The 13,556-nt window shown below is 69.5% G+C and carries 13 protein-coding genes; 3 read left to right on the top strand and 10 right to left on the bottom strand.

Translation table 11 applies throughout. From position 1 onward, the window contains the following. Positions 1 to 10: 10 nt before the first annotated feature. From QQG74_RS04135 to QQG74_RS04115, 5 genes are all read right to left on the bottom strand, one after another. Complete coding sequence (locus tag QQG74_RS04135; RefSeq protein ID WP_341721125.1) at positions 11 to 1,075, bottom strand: BMP family ABC transporter substrate-binding protein; 1,065 nt, start codon at positions 1,073 to 1,075, stop codon at positions 11 to 13. 276 nt (positions 1,076 to 1,351) lie between these two features. Beyond that, a complete protein-coding gene (locus tag QQG74_RS04130) occupies positions 1,352 to 1,693 on the bottom strand; it encodes a hypothetical protein (RefSeq protein WP_341718968.1) in 342 nt (113 codons plus the stop codon). Positions 1,694 to 1,741: 48 nt separating this feature from the next. Then, the gene (locus tag QQG74_RS04125) at positions 1,742 to 2,596 is read right to left on the bottom strand and encodes a sugar ABC transporter permease (protein ID WP_341718967.1); all 855 of its coding nucleotides are present in this window, start codon (positions 2,594 to 2,596) and stop codon (positions 1,742 to 1,744) included. Further along, positions 2,596 to 3,612: a sugar ABC transporter permease gene (locus tag QQG74_RS04120; RefSeq protein WP_341718966.1), complete on the bottom strand. Its 1,017-nt coding sequence runs from the start codon at positions 3,610 to 3,612 to the stop codon at positions 2,596 to 2,598. Before QQG74_RS04120 ends, QQG74_RS04125 begins: the two co-directional genes overlap by 1 nt. A 107-nt stretch (positions 3,613 to 3,719) precedes the next feature. Next, a complete protein-coding gene (locus tag QQG74_RS04115; RefSeq protein WP_341718965.1) occupies positions 3,720 to 5,021 on the bottom strand; it encodes an extracellular solute-binding protein in 1,302 nt (433 codons plus the stop codon). A 327-nt stretch (positions 5,022 to 5,348) separates the two neighbouring features. Between QQG74_RS04115 and QQG74_RS04110 the strand changes: the two genes are divergently transcribed. After that, complete coding sequence (locus QQG74_RS04110; RefSeq protein ID WP_341718964.1) at positions 5,349 to 6,413, top strand: LacI family DNA-binding transcriptional regulator; 1,065 nt, start codon at positions 5,349 to 5,351, stop codon at positions 6,411 to 6,413. Between the two features lie 200 nt (positions 6,414 to 6,613). Further along, positions 6,614 to 8,251, top strand: coding sequence for a glycoside hydrolase family 13 protein (locus QQG74_RS04105; RefSeq protein WP_341718963.1), 1,638 nt, complete (start codon positions 6,614 to 6,616; stop codon positions 8,249 to 8,251). Positions 8,252 to 8,333: 82 nt separating this feature from the next. Here the strand turns inward: QQG74_RS04105 and QQG74_RS04100 are convergent, their stop codons facing one another. The 5 genes from QQG74_RS04100 to QQG74_RS04080 form a co-directional block, all read right to left on the bottom strand. Further along, positions 8,334 to 8,768: a hypothetical protein gene (locus QQG74_RS04100; RefSeq protein WP_341718962.1), complete on the bottom strand. Its 435-nt coding sequence runs from the start codon at positions 8,766 to 8,768 to the stop codon at positions 8,334 to 8,336. A gap of 58 nt (positions 8,769 to 8,826) precedes the next feature. Continuing rightward, complete coding sequence (locus QQG74_RS04095) at positions 8,827 to 9,750, bottom strand: YhjD/YihY/BrkB family envelope integrity protein (RefSeq protein WP_341718961.1); 924 nt, start codon at positions 9,748 to 9,750, stop codon at positions 8,827 to 8,829. Positions 9,751 to 9,811: 61 nt separating this feature from the next. Next, positions 9,812 to 10,360, bottom strand: coding sequence for a 2'-5' RNA ligase family protein (locus tag QQG74_RS04090; protein ID WP_341718960.1), 549 nt, complete (start codon positions 10,358 to 10,360; stop codon positions 9,812 to 9,814). Positions 10,361 to 10,413: 53 nt separating this feature from the next. Continuing rightward, positions 10,414 to 11,439, bottom strand: coding sequence for a tryptophan--tRNA ligase (gene trpS / locus QQG74_RS04085; RefSeq protein ID WP_341718959.1), 1,026 nt, complete (start codon positions 11,437 to 11,439; stop codon positions 10,414 to 10,416). Between the two features lie 33 nt (positions 11,440 to 11,472). Beyond that, entirely contained in the window at positions 11,473 to 12,468 is a 996-nt protein-coding gene (locus tag QQG74_RS04080) for a hemolysin family protein (protein ID WP_341718958.1), read from the bottom strand. Between the two features lie 84 nt (positions 12,469 to 12,552). Here QQG74_RS04080 and galE point away from each other — a divergent pair, with 84 nt between their 5' ends. Further along, the gene (galE, locus tag QQG74_RS04075) at positions 12,553 to 13,536 is read left to right on the top strand and encodes a UDP-glucose 4-epimerase GalE (RefSeq protein WP_341718956.1); all 984 of its coding nucleotides are present in this window, start codon (positions 12,553 to 12,555) and stop codon (positions 13,534 to 13,536) included. The last annotated feature ends 20 nt before the right edge of the window (positions 13,537 to 13,556 follow it).

Below are 13,556 nucleotides of genomic sequence, written 5' to 3'. Positions count from 1 at the left end.
CGGCGACGGGTCACTTCGGCTGGGCGGCCGAGGTGACCTTGACGGTGCCCGCGGCGATGTCCGCCTTCAGCTTGTCGACCTCGGCCTTGAGCTCGGCCGGGACCTTGCTGTCGAACTCGTGGTACGGGGCGATCGAGACGCCGTCGTTGGCAAGCGTGCCCACGAAGCCCTGCTCGGCGTTGAGCTTCTCGCCACCGGCGGCCTTGAGCACGGCCTCCTTGACGGCACCCGGGATGTTCTTCACCACGGTGGTGATGATCGCCGAGCAGTCCGGCGTGCTCTCGCAGCCGTCGACGTCCACCCAGATGGTGTTGTACTTGCCACCGGAGGCCTTGGCCGCACCGGTGGTGCCGAGGCCGGCGCCACCGGCGACTGGCATGATGATGTCCGCGCCCTGCGCGACCAGCGCGTCGCTGACCTTCTTGCCTTCGTCCTGCTTGACGAAGTCGTTGGTGAAGGAGCCGTTCTGGGTCGCCTTGTTCCACCCGAGGGTCTGGACGTTTGCGCTCTTGGCCTGGTTGTAGTGCGCCACGCCGTCGACGAAGCCGTCCATGAAGATGGTCACCGGCGGGATCTTCATGCCGCCGTAGGTGGCCACCTTGCCGCTCTGGCTCATTCCGGCGGCGACGTAACCGGCCAGGAAGCCGGCCTGGGCGGTGTCGAACTCCATCGGGTAGACGTTTGCCACGCCCGGGTTGGCGTCGACGATGCCGAACTGCTGGTCCGGGTTCGCCTCGGCGATCTTCTGGGTGGAGTCCTGCATCAGGCCACCGACGGCCAGGATGAAGTTGCAGTCCTGGTTGACGTACTGGGTGAGGTTCGGCTCGTAGTCCGCCTCGGCCTTGGACGCGACGTACTTGATGTTGATGTTGCTGTTCTCGGCCTTGGCCTCCTCCAGGCCCTTCCAGGCCGAGGCGTTGAACGACTTGTCGTCGATGCCGCCGACGTCGGTGACCATGCAGGCGGTGTACGCCTCGCCGCCCGAACCGGCGTTGTTGTCCTCATCCGGGGCCTCGCCACAGGCGGCGGCGCTCAGTACGAGCCCACCCGCCGCGATGATCGAGGCGATCCGCATCCCACGCACCGAGCGCAAGACAGCTCCCTTCCCATTGCACACCGCGTGGTTGCGGTGGCAGTCCTTGAACCGGCTTGCGCTGTGCCGCCGGCGTCCCACGTTACGGACGCAGAGCGTACGCCCGCGCCCACCTGCCGACCGACAATCGTGCAGGACTGTTGGAGGCCTGTTACCCCTACGTAATGCTTGGGTGGGGCAAATCACTCAAGGTGCCGGCAGGCGGGCGAAGGAGTGTCCGGAAAGTCCTTTTTCCGGAGTTCGGCGGGCGACCGACGGTCACCGCCAGAAGACCGCCACCGCCGCGTTGACCAGGGTCAATCCGACGATGGCCAGGAAGTGGCCGCGGTTGACCTCGGACCGCTTCCGGGAGAAGAACACCATGACGAAGATGAGCAGGGCGAGCACCAACTTCGTCACAAGTTTCGCCGGTGCCGGCTCGTCGCCGTCGCGCAGCGGCGCGGAGAGGCCGATGCCGGTCAGCAGTTGGATCACCGCGCCCCAGAGCATGGCGGCGTTGATCCGGAACTTGCCGCTGAGGTATTGGGCGATCGCGCCACCGAGCAGCAGCGCGAACCCGATCAGATGGACGTAGAGAAGGATGAGTCGAAGTGCTTCCACCGGACCCATCCTGCCCTATCAACGACGTTTTGTAGTAGAGCCACCCGGTCAGCCCTTGGTGCCACCTGCGGTCAGACCGGACACCAGGTGCTTCTGGGCGACGAAGAAAACCAGCCCGGCCGGGACTGTGACCAGGACCGCAGCGGCGGTCAGGTACTCCCACTGCGGGTTGAACTGCGGCACGAACTGCTGGAGCCCGTACGCCAGGGTGAACTTGTTGTCGGTCTGGATGAAGGCCGACGCGTACGCCACCTCGCCCCAGGCGGTGAGGAAGGTGTAGAAGGCGGTGACCGCCACCGCCGGCCGGGCCAACGGCAGCACCACCTTCCAGAAGATGGCGAACGGCCCACAGCCGTCAAGCGCCGCCGCCTCGTCAAGCGAGGTCGGAATCGAGTCGAAGTAGCCCTTCAACATCCAGGCACAGAACGGCACCGCGATGGTCAGGTACGCCACGATCAACGCCGGCATGGTGTTGATCAGCCCGAGCCGGGCCAGGATCGTGTAGATCGGCACGATCAGGATGGCCACCGGGAACATCTGGGTGACCAGGAAGACCATCATCAGCGGTCGGCGACCCGGGAAATTGAACCGGGACACCGCGTAGCCGGTGGTGGCCGCCAGGAAGATGCCGATGGTCATGGTGAACGCCGCGACGATCACCGAGTTGAGGAACCAGCGCGGGAAGTTCGTCTCGGTCAACACGTAGCTGTAGTTGGCCAGGGTGGTGTCCCGGAACAGGGTCAGCTCACTGCTCTGGATCGCGTACCCGGGCTTGAGCGAGGAGAGCAGCACCCAGGCGATCGGCCCGATGGCGATCAGCGAGGCCAGGATCAGCGTGCCGTGCAGCAGCACCGACATCGCGGGACTGCGCCGGCTGCGCACCGGACGGACCACCTTGCTCATCACCACACCTCGCCTTGCTTGCGCAGCGCCCGCCGGTAGAACACCGAGAACACCAGCAGGATCGACAGGATCAGTACGCCGTACGTCGAGGCCAGCGAGTAGTTGCGGATGCCTTCGAAGGCGGCCCGGTAGGCACCGGTCACCAGGATCTCGCTCTGCCCGGCCGGCTGCCCCTCGGTCACCAGGAAGATGATCGGGAACATGTTGAAGGTCCAGATGGTGCCGAGCAGCACCACGGTCATGCTGACCGGACGCAGGCCGGGCAGCGTGATGTTGCGGAACCGCTGCCACGCCGAGGCACCGTCGATCTCGGCCGCCTCGTAGAGCTCGGACGGGATGGTCTGCATGCCGCCGAGCAGCGCCACCATCATGAACGGCACGCCCAGCCAGACGTTTGTGACGATGGCGGTGAAGAGCGCCGTCCACCGGTCGGCGAACCACGAGACCTGGTCGATACCGAGGGCACCGAGCAGCGCGTTTGCCAGGCCGAAGCGCTCGTTGAAGATGAACTTCCAGGCGAACGCGCTGACGAAGGCCGGCACCGCCCACGGCAGGACCAGCAGCACCCGGTACAGGCCACGGGCCCGCATCGGGCGGTTGAGCATGCTGGCCAGGCCGAGACCGAGCCCGAAGTGGCAGATCACGCAGACGAACGTCCAGATCAGCGTGACGCCGGTCCACTGCCAGAACTCACCGACCTCGCCGGTGAGCACCCGCACGTAGTTGTCGAGGCCGACGAACTCCCACTTGTTGGGGTTGTCGGCGCAGACCTCGCCGCCGGTGATCGACCGGGTGCAGATCTCGGCGACCTGGTTGGCCTCGGTGAGGTTGGTGAAGGAGAGCCAGATCCCGCGGAACAGCGGGTAGAAGATCAGAACCGCCAGGACGATGACGACGGGCAGGACCATCGCCCAGGCGTACCAGTGCTTCTCCCAGCTGCGGCGCAGCCGGGAAGGACGAGCGGATCGGCCGGGCGGCGTCGACGCCGGCGCCGGATCGGCTGTCACGGTGGTCATCAGCTGCGCTCCACTGCTCAAGGTCCGGCAGGGCCGCGCGACGGCACAGTCACGCGACCCTGTCGGTGCCGATAGGTCACCGGCGAACGCCGGCGTCGACGATCAGGTCAGAGCCCGTAGCCGGGGACGACCTCGGCCTTGTACTTCTTGGCGACGGCGTCCAGCGCGGCCTTCGGGTCCTTGTTCTGGATCAGGACCTCGGTGGCCATCTGGTCGAGCGGGCCGAAGAACTGACCGGCCTCGGGGATCCACGGACGACCCACGGCGGCCTCGTTCACCGCCTGGAACGCGGCGACCACTGCGTTGTTCTTGACCGAGTCGACCTGGTACGCGGAGGTACGGGTGGGCAGCAGGCCGAGCTTGTCCGAGAGGAACGCCTGCGACTCGGCGCTGCTCATGAACTTGACGAACGCGACGGCGGCGTCGACCTTCTCCTGCGGCATGCCGGACCAGATCACGTAGTTGTGCCCGCCGACCGGGCCACCGGCCTTGGCCGAGCCGGCCGGCACCGGGGCGATGCCCAGGTTCTCCAGGCCGCCGAAGGCCGGCGCCGACTTGACGTTGTTGACCTCCCACGGCCCGTTGATGATCATGGCGACCTTCTGCTCCTTGAACAGGGTCATCATGGTGCCGTAGGCGTCGTTGGCGGAGGGCTTGGCAGCCGCACCGCTGTCGATCAGATCCTTGGCGATCTGCAACCCGGCCGCGTTCTCTGCCGAGTTGATGACGATCTTCTTGCCCTCGGTGTCGACCAGGTCACCACCCTCGCCGTACATGAAGGGCAGCATGAAGTAGCCGGCCGGGTTGAGGTAGACCCCCTCGGCGTCGGTCTTCTCCTTGACGGTCTGCGCCACGGTCTTCAGCTCGGCCCAGGTCTTCGGCGGCTCGCTGATGCCGGCCTTGGTCAGCAGTTCCTTGTTGTACATCAGCGCGAGGCTGTCGGTGACCTGTGGGACGCCGTAGGTCTTGCCGTCGTACTTGTTGGAGGCGAGCGGGGTCTCCAGGTAGTCGTCGGCGTCGCTGAGCAACTCGGAGCCGTCCAGCGCGTAGAGGTAACCCAGCGAGGCGAACTCGGGCACCCAGGCCACCTCGGCCCGCAGGATGTCCGGAGCGCCGGTCTTGGCCTGTGCGGCGGTCTTGAACTTGTTCTGCGCCTCACCGAACGGGACCGACTGATAGTTGATCTTCACGTTCGGGTAGGTCTGGTTGAACTTGGCGATCAGTTCCTTGAACGCCGGACCCTCGTTCTGCGGGTCAGAAGTGTCCCACCAGGTCAGTTCTGCGGTGAGAGAGGCGGGGTCGACCTTGGGCTGCTCCTCGGCCGCCTGGTCCTCGCCGCCGCACGCAGCGACGGAGAGGGCGAGGGTGGCGGAGGCGAGTACGGCGATCCCCCTGGCTGTGCGACTCATGTTCGCTCCTAAGTTGCCTGCCGGGTAACGGCGGGACAGTAGCAAGAAGTTTCGTAACTAGAAACCCCTTGCGAACTCCCTTGCAACAACCGTGGCCCATCCGCAACATCAACCCTCGACAACTGCCGCCAACTGGGCATTTCCCGCGCCACGGAGGCCGAGAAGCAGCCATGACAGCCACCTTGCGACCACCAGTCGATCACTTTCGGTAACCGATTCGGACGGTCCGCGTGGTGCTGGAGAACGCTTCCCCGACGCGCTCTGCTCGATTCTGCAAGTTCTTGCTGCCCACTGCGCAAGAACTTGTCAGTGAGCTACAGTGCCGCCATGCGCGCTCGCCTGTCCGACATCGCCCAGCAGGCCGACGTCAGTGAAGCCACCGTGTCCCGGGTGCTCAACGACCGTCCCGGCGTGGCACCCGAGACCCGGCAGGCCGTCCTGACCGCCCTAGACGTGCTCGGTTACGAGCGCCCCGCCCGGCTGCGTAAGCGCAGTGCCGGGCTGGTGGGTCTGGTGGTGCCGGAGCTGGACAACCCGATCTTTCCCGCCTTCGCCCAGATCATCGAGTCGGCCCTGGCACCCACCGGCTACACCCCGGTGCTCTGCACCCAGACTCCCGGTGGCGTACGCGAGGACGAGTACGTCGAGATGCTGCTCGACCGTCAGGTCTCCGGCATCGTCTTCGTCTCCGGCCTGCACGCCGACACCGCCGCCGACCACGACCGGTACCGGACGCTGATCGCCCGCCCGCTGCCGATCGTCATGATCAACGGGTACGCGCCCGGCATCCCGGCGCCCTTCGTCTCGTGCGACGACCGGGAGGCGGCCGAGTTGGCCGTGGCCCACCTGGTGGCCCTGGGCCACCGGCGGATCGGCCTGATCACCGGACCGGACCGGTTCGTGCCGGTGCAGCGCAAGGTCAACGGCTACAAGGCGGCGATGGAGCGCCTCGCCGGGGTGAGCGACGAGGAGCTGACCGAGTTGACCGAGCTCTCCCTGTTCGGGGTGGAGGGCGGCGAGGCGGCGGCCGGCCGGCTGATCGAGCGCGGCGCGACCGGCATCGTCTGCGGCTCCGACCTGATGGCGCTCGGCGCGATCCGGGCCGCCCGGCAGCGCGGTCTCTCCGTCCCCGAGGACCTCTCGGTGGTCGGCTACGACGACTCGCCACTGATGGCCTTCACCGATCCGCCGCTGACCACCATGCGCCAGCCGGTGGCCGCGATGGCGGTGGCCGCGGTCCGGGCCCTGGTCGACGAGATCAACGGTCACGGCGCACCGCACTCGGAGTACCTGTTCCGGCCGGAGCTGGTGGTCCGCGGCTCGACCGCCATCTCCCGCACCCCTCCGCCACCGCTGAACCCCCGCGATCATGCACTTTCCGTCGCGCCGTAAGCCGCGAAAGCGCGCAGAGAGCCGACCTGAACTGCACGTTGGCGGAGCCGGAGCTGGCTGCGACGACGGCCGCAGCGATGGTTCTTGCGCAAGGAATGCTTGACTCTTGCAAGGGTGGGACGGCATCCTGCTGGAACACCCTGAGCGTCCACCGTCACCGCCGGTGCCGCCGTCCCGCGCCACAGAACGGGGAACACCCGATGACCGTCAGCACCCCTTCGCCGCTGACCTCCGACGCCGACTGGTGGCGGTCCGCCGTCGTCTACCAGGTCTACGTCCGCAGCTTCGCCGACTCCAACGGCGACGGCATCGGTGACCTGAACGGCATCCGCGAGCGCCTGCCCTACCTGCGTGACCTCGGCGTGGACGCGCTCTGGCTGACCCCGTTCTACACCTCGCCGATGGTCGACGGCGGCTACGACGTCGCCGACTACCGCGACGTCGACCCGATGTTCGGCACCCTCGGCGACTTCGAAGCGATGATCACCGACGCCCACGCGCTCGGCCTGCGGATCATCGTGGACATCGTGCCCAACCACACCTCCGACCAGCACCCCTGGTTCCAGGCCGCCCTGGCCGCCGCGCCCGGTTCGGCCGAGCGGGCGCGCTACCTCTTCGCCGACGGCACGGGCGAGCACGGCGAGCAGCCGCCCAACGACTGGGAGAGCATCTTCGGCGGCCCGGCCTGGACGCGGTTGGCTGACGGCCAGTGGTACCTGCACCTGTTCGACCCCGCCCAGCCCGACCTGAACTGGCGGCACCCCGAGGTACGCGCCGAGTTCGAGGACGTCCTGCGGTTCTGGCTCGACCGCGGCGTCGACGGCTTCCGGATCGACGTGGCGCACGGCATGATCAAGGCCGAAGGGCTGCCGGACGTCGGCTTCAGCTCGATGACCACCGGGCGACGCCAGTCGGAACTGCTCGGCAAGGGCCGGCTGCCCTACTTCGACCAGGACGAGGTGCACGACATCTACCGCGCCTGGCGGCCCATCCTGGACAGCTACCCCGGCGGCCGGATGGCAGTGGCCGAGGCCTGGGCCGAGACCCCGCAGCGGCTGGCCCGCTACATCGGCCCGGACGAGCTGCACCAGGCGTTCAGCTTCGACTTCCTCGACGCCACCTGGTCGGCCGACTCCTTCCGCAAGGTGATCGACACCGCGCTGGCCGAAGCGACAATCGTCGGCGCCCCGACCACCTGGGTGCTCTCCAACCACGACCGGCAGCGGCACGTCACCCGCTACGGCGACGGGGAGGTCGGGCTGCGCCGGGCCCGCGCCGCCGCGCTGCTGATGCTCGCCCTGCCCGGCTGCGCCTACCTCTACCAGGGTGAGGAGTTGGGCCTGCCCGAGGTGCTCGACCTGCCGGACGAGCTGCGGCAGGACCCGGCCTTCCTGCGTACCGGCGAGAGCCGCGACGGCTGCCGGGTGCCCATCCCGTGGAGCGGCGAACTGGCTCCGTACGGCTTCGGGCCGGCCGGCAGCACGCTGAGCTGGCTGCCGGCCCCGGCGACCTGGCGGGCCCTCTCGGTGGCCGCCCAGACCGGCGCGCCCGACTCGACGCTGGAGCTGTACCGGACGGCGCTGCGGATCCGTGGCACGCACCCCGCGCTGGCCGGCCTCGGCGACATCACCTGGCTGGAGACCGCCCCGGGCGTGCTCGCCTTCCGCCGCACCGCCGACGACACCGAGCTGACCTGCGTGGTCAACCTCGGCGACACCCCGGTCCTGATCGAGGGATACGGCGACCCCATCGCCACCAGCACCCCCCTCACCGAACAGCCCACCGCCCACCACCTCCTCCCGGTCGACGCCGCCGCCTGGTTCCACCGCCCCATCTAGCGTTGATCATGAGGTTGACGGCATAAGTTGATCTTCAAACTGCCGTCAACCTCATGATCAACGGGGAAGTGCCCAGGGTGGGTCAGGTGGTTAGGCGGGCGGCTATGCGGGCGAAGGCGGCGCGTAGGTCGGCTGGGTCCGGAGCTGGGAGGGGGGCGGTTTCGGCGGGGCGCTCGGTCGCCAGCTCCTCCTCCTCGTCGATGGTGTCCTCGAGGTCGCCGTAGAGGTCGGCCTGGTCGACCCGGACCGTCTCGTCCTCGGCGGCCAGCTGCGCGGCGGCGATCTCGCCCCGGATCTGCTCCACCGAGACCGCCGGCACCAGCGGCTCCACCACCGCCATCAGCTGCTCGTCCGCGACCACCGCCTCGGCCAGCGCCAACGCGTGCGGTCGCTCGTACGGGCCGCAGACCACCGGCTCCCATTCGTCGGCGTCGCCGAGCGGGCCGAAGGTGATGACCCACGGCAGATCCAGCATCGGCGAGTCGCTCGGCAGGTCCAGCGTCACGAGTGCCCCCACCGGCCCATCATCGTCGCTGCCCGCCCGGTGCGGGGCGGGTTCGCGCAACGCGCTCCGGTCAGCCGGCGCCGCCCGGGGTGCCCGGATCGGTGCCCTCGTCGAGGTCGGCCGGCCCGCGCGGGCCCGCCAGGTCCACCACCCGACCGCGCCGGCTGGTTGCCAGCAGCGCCGCGCCGAAGAGCACCAACTGGTTGAGCAGGTAGAGGTAGACCAAGAGGCCCACGGCGGTGGCCACCACCGTGTACGCCGGGTTGTGCTCGATCCGTCCCACCCAGAACCGGCCGACGGTGTTGAGCAGGGTGATGCCGACCGCGACGAACAGCACCACCGGCCGCAGCCGGGCCCGGCTCATCCGCAGCCGGGGCACCGCGACCAGGAGCAGGGTGGCCAGCACCGAGTTGACCAGGACGCTGAGCACGGCGCTGACGGTGGTGAGCGCGACCGAGCCGGTGCTGCGCAGCAGGAACCGCAGCAGTGACTCCAGCGCGTCCACCGCCGCCACCGAGGCTCCGAGCAGCACGAAGACCACCAGCAGCACGCCGAGGTCGACCAGCCGGCGTACGACCAGGTTGCCGGGATGCTGGTCGAGGCCGTGGATCAGCCGCTGCGAGGAGCGGATGGCCTCCACCCAGCCGATCCCGGTCAGGATCAGGATGAGCAGGCCGACGACGCCGACGGTGCCGCTGCTCTCGGCGACCTGACCCGGGTCGAGGAAGGGCAGGTTCTCCTGGAGGAAGTCCTCCGCCGCCGCCCGGGCCTCGTCGTTCTCGTCCAGGAGCGCACCGAAGATCGCGTACCCGACCAGCGCCAGGGCGAAGACGGCGAAGAATCCGTAATAGGCGATCGCGGCGGCCAACCGGCCGCCCTGTAGATCGGTGTAGAGCACCCCGGCCCGCCACAGGTGACCGAAGGCCGGGGACCGGCGGCGGGCAGCGCTCAACCCGCGATCGATGGCGGCCTCGGTCCGGCCCAGAACGTTCACGTCGTCATCCTCGCCGATGCCCCTTCGGCACGCCCGTACCGGCACCGGGCCAGTCGGCCGATCAGCCGCCCAGCCGGAAGTCCCGGCGCGGCTGCCACCGCGTCTGCCCGCTGTGCGAGAAGAGGGTGAAGCACTCCACCTCGAACATCGCGGAGAAGTCGGCCAGATCCTCGTACGCCTTGTCCAGCGCCTCCGGCGCGACGTCCTGCGCCACCGTCACGTGTGGATGGTAGGGAAAGCGCAGCTCCCGACGGAGCTGGGGCGCGGCGTTGATCGCGGCGGCCAGCAGTTCGCACTCGCTGATCCCGGCGGCCACCGCGACGAACACCACCTGGGTCACCGGCCGGAAGGTGCCGGTGCCCCGCAGGTGCAGGGTGAACGGCAGGTGGGCGGCGGCGACCCGGGCGAGGTGCCGCTCCACCGCAGGCAGCACGGCCACCGGGATCTCGGTCGGCCCGAGCAGCGTGACGTGGGCCGGCACCGTGTTCGGGTCGCCGGCCGCCAGCCGCCGTCGGGTCAGCAGGCTGCCCCACGGCTCGGGGATGTCGACCGCGATGCCGATCTGGACGGTGTCGCCGGACTCCGCCGGTACCCCGTTCCCCTGACCCACGCCTCGCGCCACCCCTTCGGCCGCCGACTCGTCCCCACCGCCCGCGCGGACGGCTACTCGCCGCGCACCGGCGGGAAGAAACCCACCCGCTCGTACGTCTTGAGCAGCGTCGGCACCGCCACCCGGCGGGCCTTCTCGGCACCGGCGGCGAGCAGCTTGTCCAGCTGGGCGGGGTCGTCGAGATAGGCGCGGGTGCGTTCCTGGATCGGCGTCACGAACTCCCGGACCACCTCGGCGAGATCCTTCTTCAGGTCGCCGTAGCCCTTGCCGTCGTACGCGGCGACCAGATCGTCGATGCCGCGCCCGCTCAACGCCGAGTAGATGGTGAGCAGGTTGGAGATGCCGGGCTTGGTCTGCTCGTCGAAGACGATCTCTCGGCCGGTGTCGGTCACCGCCGAGCGGATCTTCTTGGCCGAGCGGGCCGGATCCTCAAGCAGGTCCACGATGCCGGCCGGCGACGAGGAGGACTTCGACATCTTCGCCGTCGGGTCCTGGAGGTCGGTGATCTTCGCGGTCTCCTTGACGATGTGCGGCGCGGGGACCGTGAAGGTCGGCCCGAAGTTCGTGTTGAACCGCTGCGCCAGGTCGCGGGAGAGCTCCAGGTGCTGGCGCTGGTCCTCGCCGACCGGCACCGCGTTGGCCTGGTAGAGCAGGATGTCGGCGGCCTGGAGGATCGGGTACGTGAACAGGCCCACGCTGGCCCGCTCGTTGCCCTGCTTCTGCGACTTGTCCTTGAACTGGGTCATCCGGCTGGCCTCACCGAACCCGGTGATGCAGCCCAGCACCCAGGCCAGCTGGGTGTGCTCGGGCACCTGCGACTGCACGAAAAGCGTGCAGCGGTCCGGGTCCACCCCGACGGCCAGCAGCTGCGCGGCGGCCACCCGGGACCGCTGGTGCAGCACCTTCGGGTCGTGCCCGGCGGTGATGGCGTGCAGATCGACCACGCAGTAGAAGGCGTCGTGCGAATCCTGCAACGCCACCCAGTGCCGCACCGCGCCGAGATAGTTGCCGAGGTGGAACGAGTCGGCCGTCGGCTGGATGCCGGAGAAGACGCGCGGGCGGGCGGGAACGTCGGACATGCCGGCAATTCTGTCAGCAACACCCGACCCACGTCATGACGGGCCGGCGGGTCGGGCCCGGTCGGCGCCGCTGGCCACGTCCCGCCGCTGTTCGGGCAGGCGAGCGGCGGTGACCGCGAGCCGGGCCACCCGCCGTCCCTCCAGGGTCAGCACCCGCAGCAGCACCCCGCCCGAGCGTCCGGCGGGCTCGCCGGGCACCGCGACCTCGTCGCCCGGCGCAGGCAACCGACCCAGCCCGGCCATCACGAAACCACCCACCGTCTCGTACGGCCCGTCGGGCAGTGGCACACCGGTGCGCTCGGCGAAATCGGCGAGGTTGAGCCGGCCGTCCACCACCGCCGGGAGACCGGTGAGCGCGGGCTCCGGTACCTCGGCGTACTCGTCGTGGATCTCCCCGACCAGCTCCTCGATCAGGTCCTCGCAGGTGACGATGCCGGCGGTGCCGCCGTACTCGTCGACCACCACGGCCAGGTGGTGCCCCTCCCGGCGCATCTCGGTGAGCGCGGCGAGCACCCGCTTGCTGGCCGGCAGCCGTTTCACCTCGCGGGCCAGCTGGCCGACCCGGGTGCCCGGATCGCGCTCCGGCCGCAGCAGCACGTCCCGCAGGTGCACGACGCCGACCACGTCGTCGTGGGTGCCGTCGGTCACCGGGTACCGGGTGTGCGTCCCCTCCCGGACCAGCGGTTCGGCCTCGGCGAGGGTCAGCGTCGCGGAGAGGAAGACCACCTCGGTGCGGGGCATCATCACCTCACGGATCAACCGCGCCCCGGCCACCAGCACCTCGTCGATGATGCGGCGGCCCACCGGGTCGAGCACCGTGTTCGCGGCGACCAGATCCCGCAGTTCCGCCTCGCTGATCCGCTCCCGGCCAGCCGCCGTCCCGGTGCCAAGCAGGTCGGTGACCAGCCGCAACGCGCCGTCAGCCGCCCGGACCACCACCCCGGCCACGGCGCGGGCCAGCGGCCCAGGTTCGCGGCGGGGTCGGTCCGACTCCCGCCGCCGGGATCCGCGCCGACGCGCTGCCCGCATGACAGTGATGGTAGCCAGCGTCCTCACCGTAGGGTGAGAACCACCACAAGCCACGGCCGAACGGGTCGGGCGGGAGGAGACGGCGTGAAACTGCTCGTCACCGGCGGCGCGGGCTTCATCGGCAGCGTGGTGACCCGGATGCTTCTCGATGCCGGCCACGAGGTGGTCGTCCTGGACGACCTGCGTACCGGCCACCGGGAGGCGCTCGCCCCCGACGCCACCCACGTGGCGGTCGGCCTGCACGACGCGGCCCGGGTCCTCACCCCGCGCTCCGGCTTCGACGGCGTGCTGCACTTCGCCGCGCTGATCGCCGCCGGGGAGTCCATGGTCGCCCCCGAGCGGTACTGGCACAACAACACCGTCGGCTCGTTGGCGCTGCTCGACGCGGTCCGCGCCGCCGGCGTGCCCCGGCTGGTCTTCTCCTCCACCGCCGCCGTCTACGGCAACCCCAGCGAGCTGCCCATCCCGGAGACCGCACACAAGGCTCCGACCAGCACCTACGGCGCGACCAAACTCGCCGTCGACCTGGCGCTCACCTCCGAGGCGATCGGTCACGGCCTGGCCGCAGTCTCGCTGCGCTACTTCAACGTCGCCGGGGCGTACCTGGACGGCGACACCGCCCTCGGCGAACGGCACGACCCGGAGACCCACCTCGTCCCGATCGCCCTGGAGGTGGCCGCCGGCCAGCGGGAGAAGCTGCAACTCTTCGGCGACGACTACCCCACCGCCGACGGCACTTGCGTGCGCGACTACATCCACGTCGCCGACCTGGCCCGGGCCCACCTGCTCGCCCTCGACGCAGCCACCGCCGGTCAGCACCGCGTCTACAACCTCGGCAACGGCAACGGCTTCACCAACCGGCAGGTGATCGAGGTGGTCCGCGAGGTCACCGGTCACCCGGTGCCGGTCGAGGTGGCACCCCGCCGGGAGGGCGACCCGGCCGTGCTCGTCGCCTCCGCCACGCTGGCCCGCACCGAGTTGGGCTGGGAACCGGGCAAGCCGACCCTGCACGACATGGTCACCGACGCCTGGGCCTTCTACCGCACCCACCGGCTGGGTCAGCCGTGACCGGCCGCGCCCGCGAGGTC

Source organism: Micromonospora sp. FIMYZ51, assembly GCF_038246755.1.
Lineage (GTDB): Bacteria > Actinomycetota > Actinomycetes > Mycobacteriales > Micromonosporaceae > Micromonospora.
This window is presented reverse-complemented; position numbering and strand designations above follow the sequence as displayed.